The following is a 17,920-nucleotide window of genomic DNA, read 5'->3' as shown; positions in this document are numbered from 1 at the left end:
TGATTGTGTTCAGGCTCACCTTTGAACACCGCAACGCAAGGAGTGCGCGATGACGCGTTTGTTCAATGACCCCGAAGAATTCGCCGAGGAAATGGTCGAGGGCTTCGTCGCCGCCTCAGGTCGCTGGGTGCGACAGGTCCCAGGTGGCGTCGTCCGCTCGACGAAGTCGGCCGAACCGCAGGTCGCCCTCGTGATCGGTGGTGGCTCTGGCCACTACCCGGCGTTCGGTGGTCTGGTCGGGCCCGGCCTCGCGCACGGCGCGGCGATGGGCAATCTGTTCGCCTCACCGTCGGCGCAGCAGGTGTACTCCGTTGCGAACGCAGCGCAGCAGGGCCGAGGGGTGCTCCTGAGCTACGGCAACTACGCCGGTGATGTCCTCCACTTCAACCAGGCGCAGGAACGACTGCGCGAAGCAGGCGTCGATTGCCGAACGGTGGTCGTTACCGATGACATCTTCAGCGCTCCGGCCACGGAGATCGAGAAGCGTCGCGGTATCGCCGGCGACCTCACGGTCTTCAAGATCGCGGGTGCAGCAAGTGCCGCGGGCCGCACGCTGGATGACGTCGAGCGCCTCGCCCGCCACGCAAACGATCGCACCCGCAGTATGGGTGTCGCCTTCTCCGGCTGCACGCTCCCCGGGAAGAAGAACCACTCTTCACCGTTCCAGAGGGTCGCATGGCCATCGGCCTCGGGATTCACGGCGAACCGGGTATCGATGAGGTCGATGTCCCGACCGCGAAGGAGCTCGGGGAACTCTTCGTCACGCGCTTGCTCGCAGAGATTCCAGAGGGCGTCTCCGTTGCGGGGGCTCGCGTCGTGCCGATTCTGAACGGACTCGGCTCGGTGAAGTACGAGGAGCTCTTCGTTGTCTTCCGAAGCGTGCAGCACGCACTCACCGAGGCCGGCGTCGAACTCGTCGACCCCGAGGTCGGTGAGTTCTGCACGAGCTTCGACATGGCCGGCGTCTCGCTCACGCTGCTGTGGCTCGACGCAGAACTCGAAGAACTCTGGACGGCCCCGGCGGATTCGCCCGCGTTCCGACGCGGCGCGGTCGAGGGCCAGGTTGCGCTCAGTGACGCAGAACTCGCGCAGGAGGCAGAGGCGGTCGCAGTGATTCCCAAGGCGAGCGCAGCATCACGTGAGGCCGGCGCGGCAATCGCGGCGGGCCTTGCGAAGGTCGCGCGCATGCTGGACGAGCAGGCGGACGAACTCGGTCGCATCGACCGGATCGCTGGCGACGGCGATCACGGGATCGGAATGCAGCGTGGCAGTAAGGCCGGCAGTGCAGGCGCGGCGCAGGCAGCAGGCGGCGGCGCGGGCGCACGTACCGTGCTCGAGTTCGCAGGCGATGCCTGGGGCAATCGAGGCGGCGGCACCTCGGGAGCGATCTGGGGCGAAATGCTCATCGCACTCGGGAAGTCGCTCGGCGACGATCGCGAAATCACTGCCGACGATGTCGCGAACGGAGTCACGAGCGCGAAGGACGCGGTCATGAGCTTCGGGAAGGCGAAGGTCGGCGATAAAACGATGGTCGACGCGATCGTGCCCTTTGCCGACACGCTCGCCGCACGCGTTGCAGCCGGCGATGGCCTCGTCGAGGCGTGGAGTGCCGCTGCAGATGCAAGCCAGGCGGCAGCAACGGCGACCGCCGACATCACCGCACGACTCGGCCGGGCGCGCTCGCACGGCGAGAAAAGCAAGGGCACGCCCGATCCCGGCGCGATCTCATTCGCGCTCGTGGTCGCAACCGTGCTCGACGAATTGAAGGGAAAGTAACCATGGGACTTCGTATTGTGCTCGGCGCAGACGACGCAGGATTCGACTACAAGGAGATTCTGAAAGCTGATCTCGAGCAGAACCCGGCCGTCGAGAGCGTCGTCGATGTCGGCGTGGGCGCCGATGGCGGCACGAACTATCCGACCGTCGCTGTCTCGGCTGCCGAGATCGTTGCTGCGGGCGAAGCGGATCGCGCGCTGCTCGTGTGCGGAACCGGTCTCGGTGTTGCGATCGCAGCGAACAAGGTTGCCGGCATCCGCGCGGTCACGGCGCACGACTCCTTCAGTGTGGAGCGCTCGGTGCTCTCGAACAATGCGCAGGTCCTCTGCATGGGGCAGCGCGTCGTCGGTGTCGAACTCGCTCGCCGCCTCGCGAAGGAATGGCTGACCTACACCTTCGACGAGTCGAGTGCTTCGGCTGAAAAGGTCGAGGAAATCAGCGCCTACGAGGGCTCCTGACCATGCCTCGCTTCACGATCGGGACGAGTACGAAAATGTACTTCACCCACGAGAAGACCCGGTCGTGGATGCATGCGGTCGCAGAGATCGTGTCGAGGCATACGGCTGCTCGATCCGGAGCAGTCGAGTTCTTCGCAATTCCCACGTTCCCGAGTATTCCGGCGGCACTGGAAATCGCAGCGCCCGCGGGCGTCGCGATTGGTGCGCAGGATCTCGCGAGTGAGCTGCACGGAGCATTCACGGGTGAGGTCAGTGGCGCTGAACTCGCAGAGCTCGGGTGCAGCCTCGTTGAGGTCGGGCACGCCGAGCGTCGAGCAATGTTCGGCGAAACCGAGGAGGTCGTTGCCAAGAAGGTGCTCGCGGCGCTGCAGTCGGGGCTCACGCCACTCATCTGCGTCGGTGAAGCACGAGAGGGCGATGCGCATGCGGCTGCGGCCGAATGCGTTCGGCTGATCGAATCGGCGCTCTCGCTTGCTCGCGCTGCAGGCGTCGGCGGCTCGGTGATCATCGCGTACGAACCGATCTGGGCGATCGGCGCACCTGCTCCGGCAGGAACCGACCACATTCGGGGGGTGTGCCGTGTGCTTCGTTCGCACCTGCAAGCGGATACCTTGTTCGAACACGCGCGGGTTATCTATGGTGGCAGTGCGGGGCCAGGGTTGTTGCCGAAGATCGCGGAGGATGTGGACGGAATGTTCCTAGGAAGGTTTGCCCACGATCCTGAGGCTGTTCGTGCGATCCTCGATGAAGCAGAGCAACTGATTGTGAGTACGCCATGAGCACCGAATCCATTCCGGGATTGCAACAGGGCATCGAACGTCGCGGCTTGCGGGACCACGTGTACGAGCGCGTGCTCGAACTTCTGCTGCGCGGCGATGTCGAGCCCGGAGCTCGCTTGTCGATCGACACGATCGCCCGTCAGCTCGGCGTGTCTCCGACCCCCGTGCGCGAAGCCTTCGTGCATCTCGAACGCACGGGTCTCGTGACGAGAGAGGCCTTGAAGGGGTACCGCGTCGCAGCCCCGCTCGGCAAGGATCAGCTCACCGAATTGCTCGAAGCTCGGCTCATGCTCGAAGTGACCGCGGCTCGGCTCGCTGAGAAGAACCGTGAGGCGCTCATTCCTGCACTGCGCGATGCGCAGGCGAGACATGCAGAAGTCGGCGATCGTCTGATCGCGCACCTCGACGCGGGGGAGGCGCTCAATATCGCGCTGACCACCGAGTACTTCTCGCGTGATCGCGATTTCCACTCGGTGATCTTCGAGCACAGTGGCAACCGGTATTTGAAGCAGATGTCGGATTCGATGGGCGCGCAGTTGCACCGTATGCGTCAGTCGGTACGACAGGGCATCACCGATGTCCACGAGGCCGTCAATGAGCATGCGGCCGTGCTCGCCGCGTTCGAGCGCGGCGAAAGCGGCAGTGCGGTCGCGGCGATGCAATCGCACCTTTCGAATGTTCGGGATCGTTCGATCGCTGCCGAAGAAGAGCACGGGCACTAGGCCGGCTCGAACCCCACGAGATCGTCGTTCGGCCTCGCCATCGTTAAATATTTCCTATAGGATCGATAATGTTGCACCGTCGTTGGTCGACGACTCGATCCTCGCAACGCGTGGTCACCCCGACCACACCGTGATTCCAATGGAGCAGTCATATGGCAAACGCCACCACGTACACCGCCGAAACCTGGCCGATCGCAGCCTGCATGCACGGCTTCGATCCGATCGGCGCAGACGGCACTCCGATGCACGATGCTCCCGCGTCAACCTGGGCGGCAGTCTTTGCAGAGGTGCAGTCGCTCGGGTTCAACGCCCTCGAAATCTCCGACGGACACATCCGGATCGCCGAGCTCTCCGATTCGCGTCGCAGCGAGCTTGTTTCAATTGCGGATGACCACGGGATCACACTCACCTCCCTCCACGTCGCCCGTCAGAGCGTCATCATGCCCGGTCATGAGGCGAAGAACCTCGAATACGCCCACCGCTCCATCGAAGCCTGCGCAGCAATGGGGATTCCGATGTTCTCCACGGGGCTGCACCAACCGTTCACGCAAGCGCAAAAGGACGCGCTCTGGTTCTGGACCGCGCAGGGGCCAATCGATCCCGACGATGCCGCAGTGCGGAAGACGGCGGTCGATCGGATTCGCGAGCTCGGCAACCATGCCGCGGATCTCGGGTTGCAGATGTCGCTCGAAATGTACGAGGACACTTACCTCGGCACGGCAGACAGCGCCGTGCAATTCATCGAGGAGGTCGGACTCTCCAACGTGGGCCTGAACCCCGATATCGGAAATCTCGTCCGCTTGCACCGACCGATCGAGGACTGGCAGGAGATGTACGCGAAGACCCTGCCCTACGCGAACTACTGGCACCTGAAAAACTATGCGCGAGACGAGGCCGGTGACGGCAGCTGGTTCACGGCGGTGCCGAGCACGCTCGAACTCGGTCTCATCAACTACCGCAAGGTGATCCGCGACGCCCTCGCGCTCGGCTACTCGGGAGTATTCCTGATGGAGCAGTACGGCGGCGACAGCCTCGGCGTCTGCGCGACCAACGCGCGCTACGTGCGCTCACTACTCCCGCGAGCCTGAACCGACCATGAGCGGGTGCACTCGCACCCGACTCGTCTGCCGTGGCGGCGCACGGCGCGACCCCGCTCGCGCCGCCACTCCCTTTCGTCAGCCCTGGAACGACGAAGCCGTACTCGATGACCCAACGAAGAGGATCGAATGAAAACCATCGTGTTCGATGACGACCCGACCGGGACGCAGTCCGCAAGCAATGTGCCCGTGCTCCTGCAATGGGACGCCGCCCAGATTGCCGCGACCCTTCGAGACCACGACGCCGTCTATCTCCTGACGAACACGCGAGCGATTGCCGAGGACGCCGCGATCGCACTGCTCACTCGCACTCGGGGAGAACTCGAAACCGCAGCAACTGCACTCGGCGAAGCCCTGCACGTCGTCCTCCGAGGAGATTCAACCCTTCGGGGCCATGTGTTCAGTGAGACCGAGGTCTTCGCGGGCGATGAGGCACCGATCCTGTTCGTGCCAGCCTTTCCAGAGGGCGGTCGCACGACGGTCGAGGGCACGCACTACGTGCAGGAGGGTGAGCGTCGCACGCCCGCACACGAGACCGAGTACGCCGAAGACCCCGTCTTTCCCTTCGCGCACAGCTACCTCCCCGAATACGTCGCCGAGAAGACCGAGCGGCCAACGCAGCTCGTGCCGATCGAAACGGTCCGAGGACCACTCGAGGCGCTCGCGGAGGTCTTCGCGAACGTTGCTCCGACAACAGTGCTCCTGCCGGACGCCGAGACTGCGGAGGACATTCGTCGAATCGCCGCTGCAGTGCATCTCGTCTGGGAGCAGCAACGGCCGCTCGTGGTCCGTTCGGGGTCGCCGCTGGCCGCAGCGATCGCTGGCGTCGAAAGCGCAGGGCTCCTCGAGCGTCCGATCGTTCCGGCGCGCGGAGCGACGTTGCTTGTCTGCGGCTCGCACACGAATGGCGCGACTCGGCAGCTCGAACGAGTCGCGCTCCGGCACGAAGCACCCGTCGTCATCTCCACCGATGCGGCCATGCACGACCCGAAGGCGGAAGCCGCTCTCATCGCCGAGGCCGCCTCGCACCTGCTGGAGCGCGATGGGTTCGCGACAGTCGCGAGCGAACGGACCCGCCGGGCGGAGCACAACACGCTCGCACACGGTGAGCGCGTCATGGACGCGCTGACGACGATCGTGAGCGAGCTGCGTCATCGCACCGAGGTCGTCGTCTCGAAGGGCGGAATCACCTCAGCCGAAGTCGCACGACTCGGCCTCGGCGCGGATCGCGCCATGGTGCTCGGTCAGGTGCTGCCGGGTGTTTCGGTGTGGCAGGTCACGACACCCGAGGGCGCAGAGCGCAAGCTCGTTGTGGTGCCCGGGAACGTCGGTGCACCGGAGACCATCGATAACGTCCTGCGAGCAGTCGGTCGTTAGGCCGAAAGGACTCGCTCGAGGTCGGTGAAGAACGAATTCCATCCCTCGATGGTTTGCTCCCGCTGCTCGGGACCGAAGTCGGGGGAGTGCTGGGTCATGGTCATCTCCGTGCCGCCTTCGCTCGCGATGAAATCGACCGTGAGCGGTGCACCGGGCGCCTCGCCGGGCTGATCAGTGAGGGTGAGCGAGAGATGATTCGGTCGGTCGATCACGACGAACTCGCCCGTCCAATCGATGCGCGGTCCATCGGGGATGACCATGGTCGCTCGCCACTCGCCTCCCTCCCGTACATCCATCGACACCGTCTCGAGCGGCACCGGAATCTCGGTCGTCCCGAACCACTGCGCGAAGAGCTGCGGGCTGGTCCAGGCTTCGAAGACTCGGTCACGGGAGTGCGCGATCGAGCGCGTGATCACGATCGGTTCGGATGATCCTGCTTCTTGGATCGTCGATTCGGGCATCGTTGCTCCAACCATGGTGCTGCGAGAAATCAAGAGAGAACACCATTGCAGTGCTCTTGATCGAATGTAACCCTTTCCCGAATCGGTGAACAGCCCTGAATCTGTGAACAGCCCCGAAGCGGATGTCGCGCCCGGTAGGCTGGAAACACGCTTAAGGAGGAGCCGTCGTGAACACAGTCGCACCCGTTTTTCAGCATCCTGATCGGAACCTGGCAATGGAGTTGGTGCGAGCCACGGAGGCCGCAGCAATCCGCGCGGTGCCCTTCATCGGTCGCGGTGACAAGAATGCCGCCGACGCCGCCGCGGTCAACGCGATGCGCACCTTCCTCGGAACCGTCTCCTTCGACGGACTCGTCGTCATCGGCGAGGGCGAAAAGGACGACGCCCCGATGCTCTTCAATGGTGAACACGTCGGCAACGGCCGCGGCCCCGCCTGCGACATCGCGGTCGACCCGATCGACGGCACATCGCTGACCGCAGCGGGTCGCCAGAACGCGCTCAGTGTCATCGCCGTGAGCGATCGAGGCACCATGTACGACCCGGTCGACGCGTTTTACATGGACAAACTCGCCTGCGGCCCAGAGGGTCGTGGGGTCGTCTCGCTCGAACAGTCGATCGGCGACAACATTCGCGAACTCGCAAAGGCCAAGAAGAAAGACGTCGGCGAGATCGTCGTCGCCGTGCTCGACCGACCGCGTCATGCCGAACTCATCGAGGCGATTCGCGAGGCCGGCGCTGGAACCCGACTGCTGCTCGATGGTGACGTCGCCGGTGGAATCAACGCAGCCCGCTACGAAACCCGGGTCGACCTCTGCGTCGGTACCGGTGGCACGCCCGAGGGCGTCATCACCGCGTGCGCGATCAAAGCGCTCGGTGGCGTGATGCAGGGCCGGCTCAATCCACAATCGGATTTCGAAATGGAACGGGTGCTCGCGGCCGGGCACGATCTCAGCCGTGTGCTCGAACTCGACGACTTCGTGACGGGTGACAACACCTACTTCGTCGCCACTGGTGTCACCGACGGTGGACTGGTTGACGGAGTCCGCCGGAAGGGGCACATGATCCGCACGGAATCGATCGTGCTGCGATCGAGCACGGGCACTGCGCGCAGAATCATCGCTGAACACTTGGCGAGCAAATGGCTTGACGACGAATAGCGTCGACAGGGGATGAGCCTGGCGCCGCACTCACGAGGTGGCAGGCGCCGACGAGCTCATATCGAATCCACTGACTCAAGGAGGAGTACATGGCACTCGATAAGACCGTCGCAAGTGCGAGCGAAGCGGTCGCCGACATCACGAACGGCTCGACCATCGCGGTCGGGGGTTTCGGATTGTGCGGCAATCCAATGGCGCTCATCACCGCGCTCGTTGACAGTGCAGTCAGCGATCTGGAAATCGTGAGCAACAACTGCGGCGTTGACGACTGGGGGCTCGGGCTGCTGCTCCGCGCCGGACAAATTCGGAAAATGACCTCCTCCTATGTCGGGGAGAACAAGGAGTTCGCCGAGCGCTACCTTTCCGGGCGACTCGAGCTCGAGCTCACTCCGCAGGGAACGCTCGCAGAGAAGCTCCGCGCTGGTGGCAGCGGGATCGCGGGCTTCTTCACGCAAACGGGAGTCGGCACGCAAATCGCCGACGGCGGGCTCCCGGTTCGGTACGCCGCTGATGGCTCCGTCGCGGTTGCCTCCGAGCCGAAGCCGGTGCAGGAGTTCGACGTCGACGGTGTCGCGACCCCGTTCGTGCTCGAACAGGCGATCCGAACCGACTTCGCACTCGTGCATGCAGCAAAGGGTGACACCCACGGGAACCTCGTCTTCGAGAAGACTGCCCGGAATTTCTCGCCGCTTGCCGCGATGGCGGGCAAACTCTGCATCGCGGAGGTCGAAGAACTCGTTCCCGCGGGCGAGCTCGACCCCGACTGCATTCATCTTCCCGGCGTGTACGTGCACCGGGTCTTGGAGGTCGGGCGCGACATCGAGAAGCGCATCGAACGACGCACCGTGAGGGAGGCCTGATCATGGCGTGGTCGAGAAACGACATGGCGGCTCGCGCTGCAGCCGAGCTGCGCGATGGGCAGTACGTGAACCTCGGGATCGGTTTGCCGACGCTCGTGCCGAACTATGTTCCAGAAGGGCTCACGGTCGTGCTCCAGAGCGAGAACGGGCTGCTGGGAGTCGGTCCGTACCCCAGTGAAGACGCCGTCGATCCGGATCTCATCAATGCCGGAAAAGAGACCGTGACCACCTTGCCCGGCAGCAGTTTCTTCGATTCTGCAATGAGCTTCGGGATGATCCGTGGCGGCAAGATCGACGCCGCGATTCTCGGTGGCATGCAGGTCTCGGCCAGCGGTGACCTCGCGAACTGGATGATCCCGGGAAAGATGGTGAAGGGGCCCGGCGGCGCGATGGATCTCGTGCACGGCGCGCAACGGCGCATCGTTCTGATGGAACACCAGGCGAAGGACGGCTCGGCGAAGATCGTTTCGGAGTGCACCCTGCCGCTCACTGGTCAGGGCGTGGTCGACCTGATCATCACCGATCTCGCCGTCATCGAAGTGCGAGACGACGGACTGTACCTGACCGAGCTCGCGCCAGATGTTGCGTATGACGAGGTCGTTGCCGCAACCGGCGCCCCGCTGCATGACGCTCGGTAACGCGGGGGAGGGCAGCGCGCGCTAGCGCCACCAGGTTGCGGCGCGCTGCTCTTCTTCTGCGGCGGGACCGATCGCCCGGATCTTCGTCGAGCAGATCTTTGCGAGGTGTTCGAGGTCGGCGGCGTCGTGACGGCCGGCCGCGTGCACGATGATCGAGGCGCACGCTTCTGCGTCGTCGGCCGCATCGTGGTGGTGGAAGTCTTCAAAGCCGGCGGCCATCGCGGCGACGGGGAGCCGGTATGAGTCGAGCGAGTACGTTTTGCGAGCGATCTGCAGGCTGCAGGTCCACCGCGTTTCTGGAACCGCGATTCGGCTTGCGGTCGCTGCAGCTCGCATCACGCCCATGTCGAAACCGACGTTGTGCGCCACGAAGGTGTCGCCGTCTGCGAAGTCAAGGATGTCGGACTGCTGCTCCGACCAGAGCTTCGCGTCGACCACGTCGCTCGGGTGGATGCCGTGAATCCGAATGTTCCACTCATTGAAACTGTCGTGGCCGTAGGGCGGGCGGATCAACCATGACGCGCGATCGACGATGCGACCGTCTCGAACTTTGACGAGGCCGACGGAGCACGCAGAAGCACTCGAGCCGTTCGCCGTCTCGAAATCGATCGCGGTGAAGTTCAGGGCCATACGAGCATCGTCGCAGGGACCGCTGACATCGCGAACGCGAGGCGGCTCACTCGTCGCCGGCAGCGCGGCACTGCATGGGGGTCTGATCCGTCACGGAGACCGCGAGCGACAAGGCATCGAGCACGGTCGAGGTCGTCACGAGGTTCGTATCGATCGTCAGCTGCACGGCGGGGTCTCGGCCGAAGCTCGTCACGGTGTAGACCATCTCTTCCTGCCCGGTGACGAGCCAGTCCACGCCACCGACCGTGAGGCACTGCGCGTCGCTCGGGGCCGGCAGCGGCACTCCGCAGTGGAGGAGTACCGCGGAAGGATTCCCCCACGCACCGGTGCCCTGCGCGTTCGTTTCGCGCTCCTCGAGCACGGTGCCACTGCGTTCGTCGCCGAGCGTCTGCGGCAGACGCACCACGACCTCCGCGCAGCCTGGGTTCGTGGCGTCATCTGCTGGTTCCATCGCAACCGGAGCAGCGCACGCGGTGAGGCCGACGACGCCGAGCAGCGAAGCGACGACCAGCAGGTTTCGAATTCGTATCCGCACACATCAAGGCTAGCGTTGACGCATGCAGGAAACGATTCGACAGATTGGTGAGCGCGCGGCGCTTGCGCGGATCATTCCGCTCCTCCCCAGCGGCGATTCGACCCTCCTCGGCCCCGGCGATGACGCGGCGATCGTCGCGGCCCCCGACGGTCGCTTTCTCGTCACCACCGACACGATGATCGAGGGTCCGGATTTTCGTTCGGCGTGGCATTCCTGGCACGACCTCGGCTGGAAAGCCGCTGCGACGAACCTGTCGGACATCGCTGCGATGGGGGCTCGACCGCACTCGCTCGTCGTCGCGCTGGCTGTTCCCGGTGCGACGCCGGTGGTCGAGCTCGAGCACTTCGCGCGTGGCTTGCACGACGCCTGCGCTGCACTCGCACCCGGCTGCGGAGTCGTGGGCGGCGATCTCGGCACGAGTGATGCCATCACGATTGCGATCACCGCGTTCGGCGATCTCTCGGGGCACGAACCCGTGCTTCGATCCGGTGCACGCGCAGGCGACCAGATCGTCGTCGCAGGCACGATCGGACGAGCCGCGAGCGGATTGTCGCGGCTGTTCGCCGAGGCGAGTGAAGACGGCATCGCGGTCCCAGCGAGCGAGCGTCTGCTCGCCGATCCGCTCGTTCGCACGCAGTTCGCCCCCGTCCCGCCGGTGTATCTCGGCGTCCACCTGCGTGAGCTCGGCGCAACCTCGATGCTCGATGTTTCCGACGGCCTCGTGCTCGACGCGCATCGGATCGCAGTGGCGAGCGGGGTGCGAATGAACGTGTTCGCCTCGGCGATCGACGCGCATCGCGCGACCGGCGTCAGTACGGAGGCCGCGTTATTCGGTGGCGAGGATCACGCGTTGCTCTGCACGCTTCCCGCCGGTGTCGCCGTGCCCGAGGGTGCCTTCGTGATCGGTGCCGTCGAGACGCTCTCGGGCGAGGAGCCAGCGGTCACGCTCGATGGGGCAGCCATTGCGATCCGAGGATGGGATCCGTTCGAAGGTGTTCCGGCCGAAGAGGTTTAGGCAGCGTCGCTCGAAGGCGATTGCGCGACTCCGCCGCGCGCCCACCAGAGCACCGTGTCGCCGTACTGCTTCGAACGGTCGAAGACGAGACCACCCGGCCAGGGCGGTTCGCCGCTTCGTCGGTCGCGTTCGACCAGGATGATCGCGTCGTCGCTCACGTGTGCGGCAAGTGATTGCAGGACCGAGGCGAGCGCGGTGTTGTCGAAGTCATACGGAGGGTCGAGGAAGACGAGCGAGAACATCTCGCCAGTGCCCTCGAGGTATCGAAGTGCGTCCTGCGCAACGACGGAGGCGCCGTCGACACCCATTTTTGCAACCGAGGCCACGTTCTTCGTGGCCACCGCAGCGGCCGCTCGGTGGGATTCGACGAGCACCGCGCGGCTCGCACCGCGGCTCAAAGCTTCGAGCCCGAGTGCTCCACTGCCGGCGAACAGATCGAGCACGGTCGCGCCGTCACAGGCGTCGCGGGCATCGAGCGCAGCGAAAATGGCCTCGCGAACGCGCTCGCTCGTCGGGCGCGTTCCCTTCGCAGGCACCTGAAGTCGAGCTGAAGCAGCAAGCCCTGCGATGATTCGCGTCATGCTCAAACGATAATGCCCGATCACTCGTCTGCCGTGCACCGTACGCTGGAGTCGTGACTCCCCAGCAACCCGGCGGACCTGCAGCCGAGAGCGCTCGCTCCGCCGTGCGTTCTGGACTCGAACGACCGCTGTCACGCGCCGTGCCGAAATCGACTGCCGATCGGCTGTCGCGCGCATTCGGGTACAAGACCGTTGGCCAGTTGCTCGCGCACTATCCCCGGCGCTACGCCACTAGGGGTCAATTGACGCCGCTCGATGCCTTGCAGATCGGCGAGATGGTGACGGTCGTAGCCGAAATCGCAGAGATCAAGGGTCGAGATACGGGCAAACGCCAGAAGAACGGCAGACCCGGTCGTCTCACGATCGTCACGATTCACGACGGAACGGCTCGCCTCGATCTCTCCTTCTTCAATCAGGCGTGGCGCGAGCGCGATCTCGCGCCCGGACTCACGGGTGTGTTCAGTGGCAGCGTCGGGATGTACAACGGGCGACGGCAGCTCTCGCATCCGAGTTACGAGATCTTCGAGAAGAACGAGGTCGATCCGAAGCAGTGGGCAGAAGAGCCGATCCCGCTCTATCCGGCAACGGCCTCGTTGTCGAGCGCGGAGATCTCGAAACTGATCAGGGCTGTGCTCGACGTCACACCGCCGTTGCAGGATCCGCTTCCGGAAGCGGTGCGCTCGGCTGAGGGGCTGCTCGATTTCGATACCGCGGTTCGCGGGGTGCACGCGCCCGCGACACAGGCAGAGGGCACTGCGGCGATGCGAACGCTCCGGTATCACGAAGCGTTCATTCTGCAGACTTCGCTGCTGCAGATTCGGGCGCAACAGCGAACTCAGCACGCGACGCCGCGAGCCTCGGGCGAACTCCTCGCTCGCTTCGACGCGAGCCTGCCGTTCACACTCACCGAGGATCAGGCGTCGATCGGGAAGGTGATCGCAGCGGAGATCGCGAGCGAGGCTCCGATGAGCAGACTCGTGCAGGGTGAGGTGGGGTCGGGAAAAACGCTCGTGGCACTCCGCGCGATGTTGCAGGTTGCACAGAGCGGCGGACAGTCGGTCATGATCGCGCCGACCGAGGTGCTCGCCGCCCAGCACCTTCGTTCGATCGTGCAGTCGCTCGGCCCGGATCTCGCCGCAGAACTCCGCCCCGTGCTCATCACCGGCCAGCTCCCCGCCGCGGAGCGCAAGCGCGCGCTCCTCGCTGCGGCCGCCGGTGGCTCGCTGATCGTCGTCGGCACGCACGCGCTGCTCGAACCGCACGTCCAGTTCGCTGATCTCGGTCTCGCCGTCATCGACGAGCAGCACCGCTTCGGCGTGGCCCAGCGCGAGCGGCTCCGAGAGAAAGGCACGGCGGTGCACTCGCTCGTGCTCACCGCCACTCCGATCCCTCGCACGGTTGCGATGACCGTCTTCGGTGATCTGGACGTCTCGATGCTGCGCTCGATGCCGAGCGGTCGCAAAGTGATCGAGAGCTTCGTCGTCCCGGCCAAAGAAAAGCCGCAACTGTTCCACCGCGTCTGGCATCGCGTTGCCGAGGAACTCGACCGGGGCCATCAGTCGTTCGTCGTGTGCCCGGCGATCGATGCGAACGAGCCGGACCCGGAACTGCCGGTGTTCGAGGAGGCGGTCGCGGCTGACGCGCCGATGTTCACCGACGATGGCACGGCTCCGACTCGTGCGCCGATTCGGCTTGCGAACGTTGCCGAGACCATCACGAACCTTCGCGCCTCGCCGGTGCTCGCGGGCAAGCGGATCGAAGGGCTCACGGGAGCGATGGCGTCTGCGGAGAAAGACGAGATCATGCAGGCCTTTGCTCGCGGCGCAATCGATGTGCTGGTCGCGACGACCGTGATCGAAGTCGGTGTGAACGTGCCGAACGCCACCGTCATGGTGGTGCTGGATGCCGAACGATTCGGCGTCTCGCAATTGCACCAGCTCCGCGGCCGGGTCGGTCGTGGTGAGGCAGGCGGGATCGCGCTGCTCGTCACGAACGCAATGGCCGACAGCGACGCTCGCACGCGCGTCGAGGCGGTGGCGGCGACGAGCGACGGCTTCGAACTTGCCGAACTCGACCTCCAGTTGCGTGGCGAGGGCGACGTCCTCGGCACGGGGCAGGCGGGCGTGCGCTCGAGCCTGAAGCTCTTACGTGCCGTGAAGGACGCCGCGATCATCGCCAACGCGCGATCGCACGCGAGAACCCTGATCGACGAGGATCCGGGGTTGCGCGCGTATCCTGTTCTCGCTGAAGCAATCGCGCGCAGACTCGATGCGACCGCGGGAGCGGCGATCACTGCCGCATAACCGCAGCCCGCGATGCATCCCAGCACGATTCGCTGCAGGTTCAGCCGATGAAACCGCGCGCCAACGAAGGAGTTGCCACCCATGAGCCAGCCGTCGACGAACGAGGGCCTCGCCCTCGCGATTGATCTCGGGGGAACGAAGGTCGAGGCGGCGCTCGTCCACGCCGATGGCACGATTCATGCCGCGTCGCGAGTCCGGGCGCGCACGGGTGCGGATTCCAGTTGGGACGACCTCGACCACGCGATCGAAGTCGTCGTCACCGCATCGCTCGCACACTTGGGGGAGCACGAACTGCGAGGCGTCGGCATCGGATCCGCCGGTCCGCTCGATCATGCCGCGGGAACGACCAACCCGATCAACATGCAGAACGCTGCCGGGTACCCGCTTCGAGAACGCACACGGCTCACCGTGGTCAGCGCGCTCGCGGCGCTCCCAGAGACGGATCGTCAACAGCAGACGGAGCCTCCGGTGTTCTTCGAACTCGACGGACTCTGCATCGCTCTCGCAGAGCGCTGGCTCGGCAGCACGCAGGGCGCGCGGAATGCGTTCGTCTTCGTGGTCTCCACGGGGATCGGGGGAGGGCTCACGCTCGACGGTCGCATGATCCGCGGTGAATCAGGGAACGCGGGGCACCTCGGGCACATGCCGATCGCCGGTCTCACCCGAGATGCCGAACCCGACGACTTCGGGCGCACCGTCGAGTCGAGCGCGTCTGGCCCGCACACCGTTCGTTGGGCGCAATCGCACGGATGGGAGGGTGCCTCCGGCGAGGACCTGGCTCGCGATTACCGAGCGGGGGTCGACATCGCGCGGCGCGCGGTCGCACGTTCGACCAATGCGCTGGGGGCTGCGATCGCCGGGGCCTCGGCGCTCGTTGATCTCGATGTCGTCGCGATCGGAGGGGGGTTCTCCTTCGTCGCTGACGATTACGTGCAGCAGGTTGCCGAAGCGCTGGCGCGTCATGCCGGGATCGCGCACGCGAGTCGAACGCGGGTGATCGCGGCGAGTCTCGGAGGGGACGCACCGCTGCTCGGCGCGGCAGCGCTCGTGCACCGTGCCGATCTGCTGCACTGACCTGCAGCGCTGACCTGCAGCGCTGACCTGCTGCACTGGCCTGCTGCGCTGACCTGCTGCGCTGGCTCACCGAGCCGTCATGCCCTGCGCCTCGCCTCCTTCATCCGATCGTGTGAATTTCTGATGACAAGGCCCCCGGATTGCTTGTCGCGGGGGTGTCGCAACGGCCCGCCCCGATAGGCTTTCTCTATGACTCGCATCGCTGTTGTGCCTGGCTCATTTGACCCCGTCACCCTCGGACATCTCGATGTCATTGCACGCGCGGCGAACATCTTTGACGAAGTCCACGTGGTCGTCGTCCACAACCCCGGCAAGACGGCGATGTTGCCGATGGCCGAGCGCGTGCAGCTGATCGAACGTTCGCTCGAAGAAGCCCGCATTCCCGGAAAGATCACGGTCACCACCTGGAGCGTCGGCCTCCTCGTCGACTACTGCGAACAGGTTGGCGCGAATGTGCTCGTGAAGGGTCTTCGAAGCCAGGTCGACCTCTCCTACGAGACGCCGATGACGATCGTCAACAGGAACCTCGCTGGCGTCGAAACGGTGTTCGTCCTTCCGAAACCAGAGAACGCGCACGTTTCTTCGTCGCTCGTGCGGCAGGTGAGCGCACTCGGTGGCGACATCAGCCCCTACGTTCCTCGCGTCGTCGCGACGTTCCTGCAGCAGCGGTGAGTCTTTCCGTCACAGCGCTGCCGGGGATCGGCGAGATTCAGCAGGGTGACGACCTCGCGCGCATCATCGGTGACGCCATCGAAGCCTCCGGGGGTGCCGCGCCCGGTGATATTTACGCGGTGACCTCGAAGATTCTTTCAAAGGCCGAAGGACGCGTTCGGCCCGCGAGCGAGCGGGAGGCAGCGATTCGTGAGGAATCGGTGCGTATCGTCGCAAGCCGAACCCACGAGCACGGCACGCTTTCGATCGTCGAGCATCGGCTTGGCCTCGTCATGGCTGCTGCCGGAATCGACGCCTCGAATACGCCAGAGGGCACGATCCTGCTCCTGCCGATCGACCCGGATACCTCAGCGCGGGCACTGTGCGCTGCGCTCCGATCCCGGTTCGACGTTGATCTCGGCATCGTCGTCACCGACACCTTCGGGCGTCCCTGGCGTGCCGGGCAGACCGACGTTGCGATCGGCGCTGCGGGAGTCCGTGTGATCGACCCGCTCCTTGGCACCGTCGACGCTCATGGGCGAGCGCTCGCGGTGACGGCGGCGGCGATCGCCGACGAAATCGCAGCGGCGGCCGATCTCGTTCTGGGGAAGACGAGTCAATGTCCGGTCGCGGTCGTGCGAGGCCTGGAAGAATACGTCAGTACGCTCGATGAACCAGGGGCCGCAAGGCTTGTGCGACTCGGCGATAACGATATGTTCAGTGAAGGCGCGGCTGAAGCGTATGCGCGCGGATTCGCTGACGCGAACGACCGTCGAGGAGCACAATGACGAGCACCGCAGACCACCGCGATTCCGGCGCCGAGCCCATTCTCACCCGTGCCGCGCAGCAGTCGAGCGCACCGAGTAGCGCTGGCCGCATCGAGCGCGAGGTGCAGAAGGTCATCGATGGCAAAAACCATGTCATCACCGCAGCGCTCACCGTGCTGCTCGCTGAAGGACACCTGCTGGTCGAAGACGTCCCCGGCGTCGGGAAGACGCAGCTGGCCCGAGCGCTCGCTGCCGCGATCGGCGGGACGGTCCACCGGATCCAGTTCACCCCCGACCTGCTCCCGAGCGACATCACCGGCGTCTCGATTTACGACCAGACGACACGCGAGTTCGAGTTCAAACCCGGACCGATCTTCTCGAACATCGTTATCGCTGACGAGATCAACCGCGCCAGCCCGAAGACGCAGTCGGCGCTGCTCGAATGCATGGAGGAGGGGCAGGTCACGGTCGACGGCACGACCTACCCGCTCCCGAAGCCGTTCCTCGTGGTCGCGACGCAGAACCCGATCGACATGGAGGGCACGTACGCACTCCCGGAAGCACAGCGAGACCGCTTCATGGCGCGGTTGGCGATCGGTTACCCCGACGAGGACGCCGAACTCCACATGGTGCAGGCGCGAGAGCGTCGCGCGCCGCTCGAATCCGTCGAACGCGCACTCGATGACGACGCCCTGCTGGCGCTGATCGATCGCGTACACGAGGTACGCACGCACGAACTCGTCGAGCGCTACGCCGTTGCGCTCAGTCGCGCGACCCGTACGCACCCCCGCGTCAAGGTCGGTGCGAGTCCGCGCGCAACGCTGCAGCTCATCCGGGCCGCCAAAGCCGCGGCGATCATCGACGGCCGCAGTTGGCTCGCGCCCGATGACGTGAAGCGTCTCGCGCGCGTCGTGCTCCCGCACCGCCTCGTGATGAACGATGGTGTCTTCGGGATCGACCAGGCCCTCGCGGCGGTCGAAGACGTGCTCGCTCAGGTGATTGCGCCACGAGTCCGCTAAAGCGGATGGCAGGTGAACCC

The 17,920-nt window shown here is 65.1% G+C and carries 19 protein-coding genes and 1 pseudogene; 16 read left to right on the top strand and 4 right to left on the bottom strand.

Annotated features, from left to right (window positions below; genetic code table 11):
* Positions 1-49: 49 nt before the first annotated feature.
* From U2H20_RS05525 to U2H20_RS05495, 7 genes and pseudogenes are all read left to right on the top strand, one after another.
* Positions 50-975: pseudogene (locus U2H20_RS05525) on the top strand (dihydroxyacetone kinase subunit DhaK); the annotation flags it as partial.
* Complete coding sequence (locus U2H20_RS05520; protein ID WP_430593604.1) at positions 955-1,776, top strand: DAK2 domain-containing protein; 822 nt, start codon at positions 955-957, stop codon at positions 1,774-1,776. The pseudogene U2H20_RS05525 and the gene U2H20_RS05520, both read left to right, overlap by 21 nt.
* A 2-nt stretch (positions 1,777-1,778) precedes the next feature.
* Entirely contained in the window at positions 1,779-2,234 is a 456-nt protein-coding gene (locus U2H20_RS05515; RefSeq protein WP_430593487.1) for a ribose-5-phosphate isomerase, read from the top strand.
* 2 nt (positions 2,235-2,236) lie between these two features.
* Entirely contained in the window at positions 2,237-3,013 is a 777-nt protein-coding gene (locus U2H20_RS05510; protein WP_430593486.1) for a triose-phosphate isomerase family protein, read from the top strand.
* On the top strand, positions 3,010-3,735 hold the full coding sequence (locus U2H20_RS05505; protein ID WP_430593485.1) for a GntR family transcriptional regulator: 726 nt from the start codon (positions 3,010-3,012) through the stop codon (positions 3,733-3,735). Before U2H20_RS05510 ends, U2H20_RS05505 begins: the two co-directional genes overlap by 4 nt.
* Positions 3,736-3,887: 152 nt before the next feature.
* A complete protein-coding gene (locus tag U2H20_RS05500) occupies positions 3,888-4,823 on the top strand; it encodes a sugar phosphate isomerase/epimerase family protein (protein WP_430593484.1) in 936 nt (311 codons plus the stop codon).
* 138 nt (positions 4,824-4,961) lie between these two features.
* Positions 4,962-6,209 carry a four-carbon acid sugar kinase family protein gene (locus tag U2H20_RS05495; protein ID WP_430593483.1) on the top strand — a complete coding sequence of 416 codons (1,248 nt, stop codon included), beginning with the start codon at positions 4,962-4,964 and terminating at the stop codon, positions 6,207-6,209.
* On the opposite strand, the gene U2H20_RS05490 is transcribed toward U2H20_RS05495, so the two are convergent.
* Entirely contained in the window at positions 6,206-6,670 is a 465-nt protein-coding gene (locus U2H20_RS05490; RefSeq protein ID WP_430593482.1) for an SRPBCC family protein, read from the bottom strand. The genes U2H20_RS05495 and U2H20_RS05490 overlap by 4 nt on opposite strands.
* A 215-nt stretch (positions 6,671-6,885) precedes the next feature.
* On the opposite strand from U2H20_RS05490, the gene glpX reads away from it, so the two are divergent.
* The 3 genes from glpX to U2H20_RS05475 all read left to right on the top strand — a co-directional run bounded on the left by glpX (position 6,886) and on the right by U2H20_RS05475 (position 9,325).
* Positions 6,886-7,827, top strand: a complete 942-nt coding sequence (glpX, locus tag U2H20_RS05485) for a class II fructose-bisphosphatase (protein ID WP_430593603.1) — start codon at positions 6,886-6,888, stop codon at positions 7,825-7,827.
* 89 nt (positions 7,828-7,916) lie between these two features.
* Positions 7,917-8,687: a CoA transferase subunit A gene (locus tag U2H20_RS05480; RefSeq protein ID WP_430593481.1), complete on the top strand. Its 771-nt coding sequence runs from the start codon at positions 7,917-7,919 to the stop codon at positions 8,685-8,687.
* Between the two features lie 2 nt (positions 8,688-8,689).
* Complete coding sequence (locus U2H20_RS05475; RefSeq protein ID WP_430593480.1) at positions 8,690-9,325, top strand: CoA transferase subunit B; 636 nt, start codon at positions 8,690-8,692, stop codon at positions 9,323-9,325.
* A gap of 21 nt (positions 9,326-9,346) precedes the next feature.
* On the opposite strand, the gene U2H20_RS05470 is transcribed toward U2H20_RS05475, so the two are convergent.
* Complete coding sequence (locus U2H20_RS05470; protein WP_430593479.1) at positions 9,347-9,955, bottom strand: exonuclease domain-containing protein; 609 nt, start codon at positions 9,953-9,955, stop codon at positions 9,347-9,349.
* 46 nt (positions 9,956-10,001) lie between these two features.
* Positions 10,002-10,490: a DUF3515 domain-containing protein gene (locus U2H20_RS05465; RefSeq protein ID WP_430593478.1), complete on the bottom strand. Its 489-nt coding sequence runs from the start codon at positions 10,488-10,490 to the stop codon at positions 10,002-10,004.
* A gap of 22 nt (positions 10,491-10,512) precedes the next feature.
* On the opposite strand from U2H20_RS05465, the gene thiL reads away from it, so the two are divergent.
* The gene (gene thiL, locus U2H20_RS05460) at positions 10,513-11,505 is read left to right on the top strand and encodes a thiamine-phosphate kinase (RefSeq protein WP_430593477.1); all 993 of its coding nucleotides are present in this window, start codon (positions 10,513-10,515) and stop codon (positions 11,503-11,505) included.
* On the opposite strand, the gene rsmD is transcribed toward thiL, so the two are convergent.
* Positions 11,502-12,086: a 16S rRNA (guanine(966)-N(2))-methyltransferase RsmD gene (gene rsmD / locus U2H20_RS05455; protein WP_430593476.1), complete on the bottom strand. Its 585-nt coding sequence runs from the start codon at positions 12,084-12,086 to the stop codon at positions 11,502-11,504. The two genes, thiL and rsmD, sit on opposite strands and share 4 nt — an antisense overlap.
* Positions 12,087-12,190: 104 nt before the next feature.
* Here rsmD and U2H20_RS05450 point away from each other — a divergent pair, with 104 nt between their 5' ends.
* The 5 genes from U2H20_RS05450 (at position 12,191) to U2H20_RS05430 (ending at position 17,900) form a co-directional block, all read left to right on the top strand.
* Positions 12,191-14,389, top strand: a complete 2,199-nt coding sequence (locus U2H20_RS05450) for an ATP-dependent DNA helicase RecG (protein ID WP_430593602.1) — start codon at positions 12,191-12,193, stop codon at positions 14,387-14,389.
* A gap of 81 nt (positions 14,390-14,470) precedes the next feature.
* A complete protein-coding gene (locus U2H20_RS05445) occupies positions 14,471-15,463 on the top strand; it encodes an ROK family protein (RefSeq protein ID WP_430593475.1) in 993 nt (330 codons plus the stop codon).
* A 189-nt stretch (positions 15,464-15,652) separates the two neighbouring features.
* Positions 15,653-16,135 (top strand): pantetheine-phosphate adenylyltransferase, encoded by a 483-nt coding sequence (coaD, locus tag U2H20_RS05440; protein WP_430593474.1) that lies wholly within the window; start codon positions 15,653-15,655, stop codon positions 16,133-16,135.
* Positions 16,132-16,902, top strand: a complete 771-nt coding sequence (gene cofE / locus U2H20_RS05435; protein WP_430593473.1) for a coenzyme F420-0:L-glutamate ligase — start codon at positions 16,132-16,134, stop codon at positions 16,900-16,902. The genes coaD and cofE overlap by 4 nt, the downstream gene beginning before the upstream one ends.
* Positions 16,899-17,900: an AAA family ATPase gene (locus U2H20_RS05430; RefSeq protein WP_430593472.1), complete on the top strand. Its 1,002-nt coding sequence runs from the start codon at positions 16,899-16,901 to the stop codon at positions 17,898-17,900. The genes cofE and U2H20_RS05430 overlap by 4 nt, the downstream gene beginning before the upstream one ends.
* The last annotated feature ends 20 nt before the right edge of the window (positions 17,901-17,920 follow it).

Source organism: Humidisolicoccus flavus, from assembly GCF_045689595.1.
Classification (GTDB): domain Bacteria; phylum Actinomycetota; class Actinomycetes; order Actinomycetales; family Microbacteriaceae; genus Humidisolicoccus; species Humidisolicoccus flavus.
The sequence above is the reverse complement of the archived record's forward strand: the minus strand, read 5'-3'. Positions and strand labels throughout refer to the sequence as shown.

Excerpts from the sequence above, each read along its gene's own strand:
- U2H20_RS05520 (WP_430593604.1), top strand. The coding sequence starts at position 955 with ATGGCCGGCGTCTCGCTCACGCTGCTGTGGCTCGACGCAGAACTCGAA.
- U2H20_RS05515 (WP_430593487.1), top strand. The coding sequence starts at position 1,779 with ATGGGACTTCGTATTGTGCTCGGCGCAGACGACGCAGGATTCGACTAC.
- U2H20_RS05510 (WP_430593486.1), top strand. The coding sequence starts at position 2,237 with ATGCCTCGCTTCACGATCGGGACGAGTACGAAAATGTACTTCACCCAC.
- U2H20_RS05505 (WP_430593485.1), top strand. The coding sequence starts at position 3,010 with ATGAGCACCGAATCCATTCCGGGATTGCAACAGGGCATCGAACGTCGC.
- U2H20_RS05500 (WP_430593484.1), top strand. The coding sequence starts at position 3,888 with ATGGCAAACGCCACCACGTACACCGCCGAAACCTGGCCGATCGCAGCC.
- U2H20_RS05495 (WP_430593483.1), top strand. The coding sequence starts at position 4,962 with ATGAAAACCATCGTGTTCGATGACGACCCGACCGGGACGCAGTCCGCA.
- U2H20_RS05490 (WP_430593482.1), bottom strand. The coding sequence starts at position 6,670 with ATGCCCGAATCGACGATCCAAGAAGCAGGATCATCCGAACCGATCGTG.
- glpX (WP_430593603.1), top strand. The coding sequence starts at position 6,886 with ATGGAGTTGGTGCGAGCCACGGAGGCCGCAGCAATCCGCGCGGTGCCC.
- U2H20_RS05480 (WP_430593481.1), top strand. The coding sequence starts at position 7,917 with ATGGCACTCGATAAGACCGTCGCAAGTGCGAGCGAAGCGGTCGCCGAC.
- U2H20_RS05475 (WP_430593480.1), top strand. The coding sequence starts at position 8,690 with ATGGCGTGGTCGAGAAACGACATGGCGGCTCGCGCTGCAGCCGAGCTG.
- U2H20_RS05470 (WP_430593479.1), bottom strand. The coding sequence starts at position 9,955 with ATGGCCCTGAACTTCACCGCGATCGATTTCGAGACGGCGAACGGCTCG.
- thiL (WP_430593477.1), top strand. The coding sequence starts at position 10,513 with ATGCAGGAAACGATTCGACAGATTGGTGAGCGCGCGGCGCTTGCGCGG.
- rsmD (WP_430593476.1), bottom strand. The coding sequence starts at position 12,086 with ATGACGCGAATCATCGCAGGGCTTGCTGCTTCAGCTCGACTTCAGGTG.
- U2H20_RS05445 (WP_430593475.1), top strand. The coding sequence starts at position 14,471 with ATGAGCCAGCCGTCGACGAACGAGGGCCTCGCCCTCGCGATTGATCTC.
- coaD (WP_430593474.1), top strand. The coding sequence starts at position 15,653 with ATGACTCGCATCGCTGTTGTGCCTGGCTCATTTGACCCCGTCACCCTC.
- U2H20_RS05430 (WP_430593472.1), top strand. The coding sequence starts at position 16,899 with ATGACGAGCACCGCAGACCACCGCGATTCCGGCGCCGAGCCCATTCTC.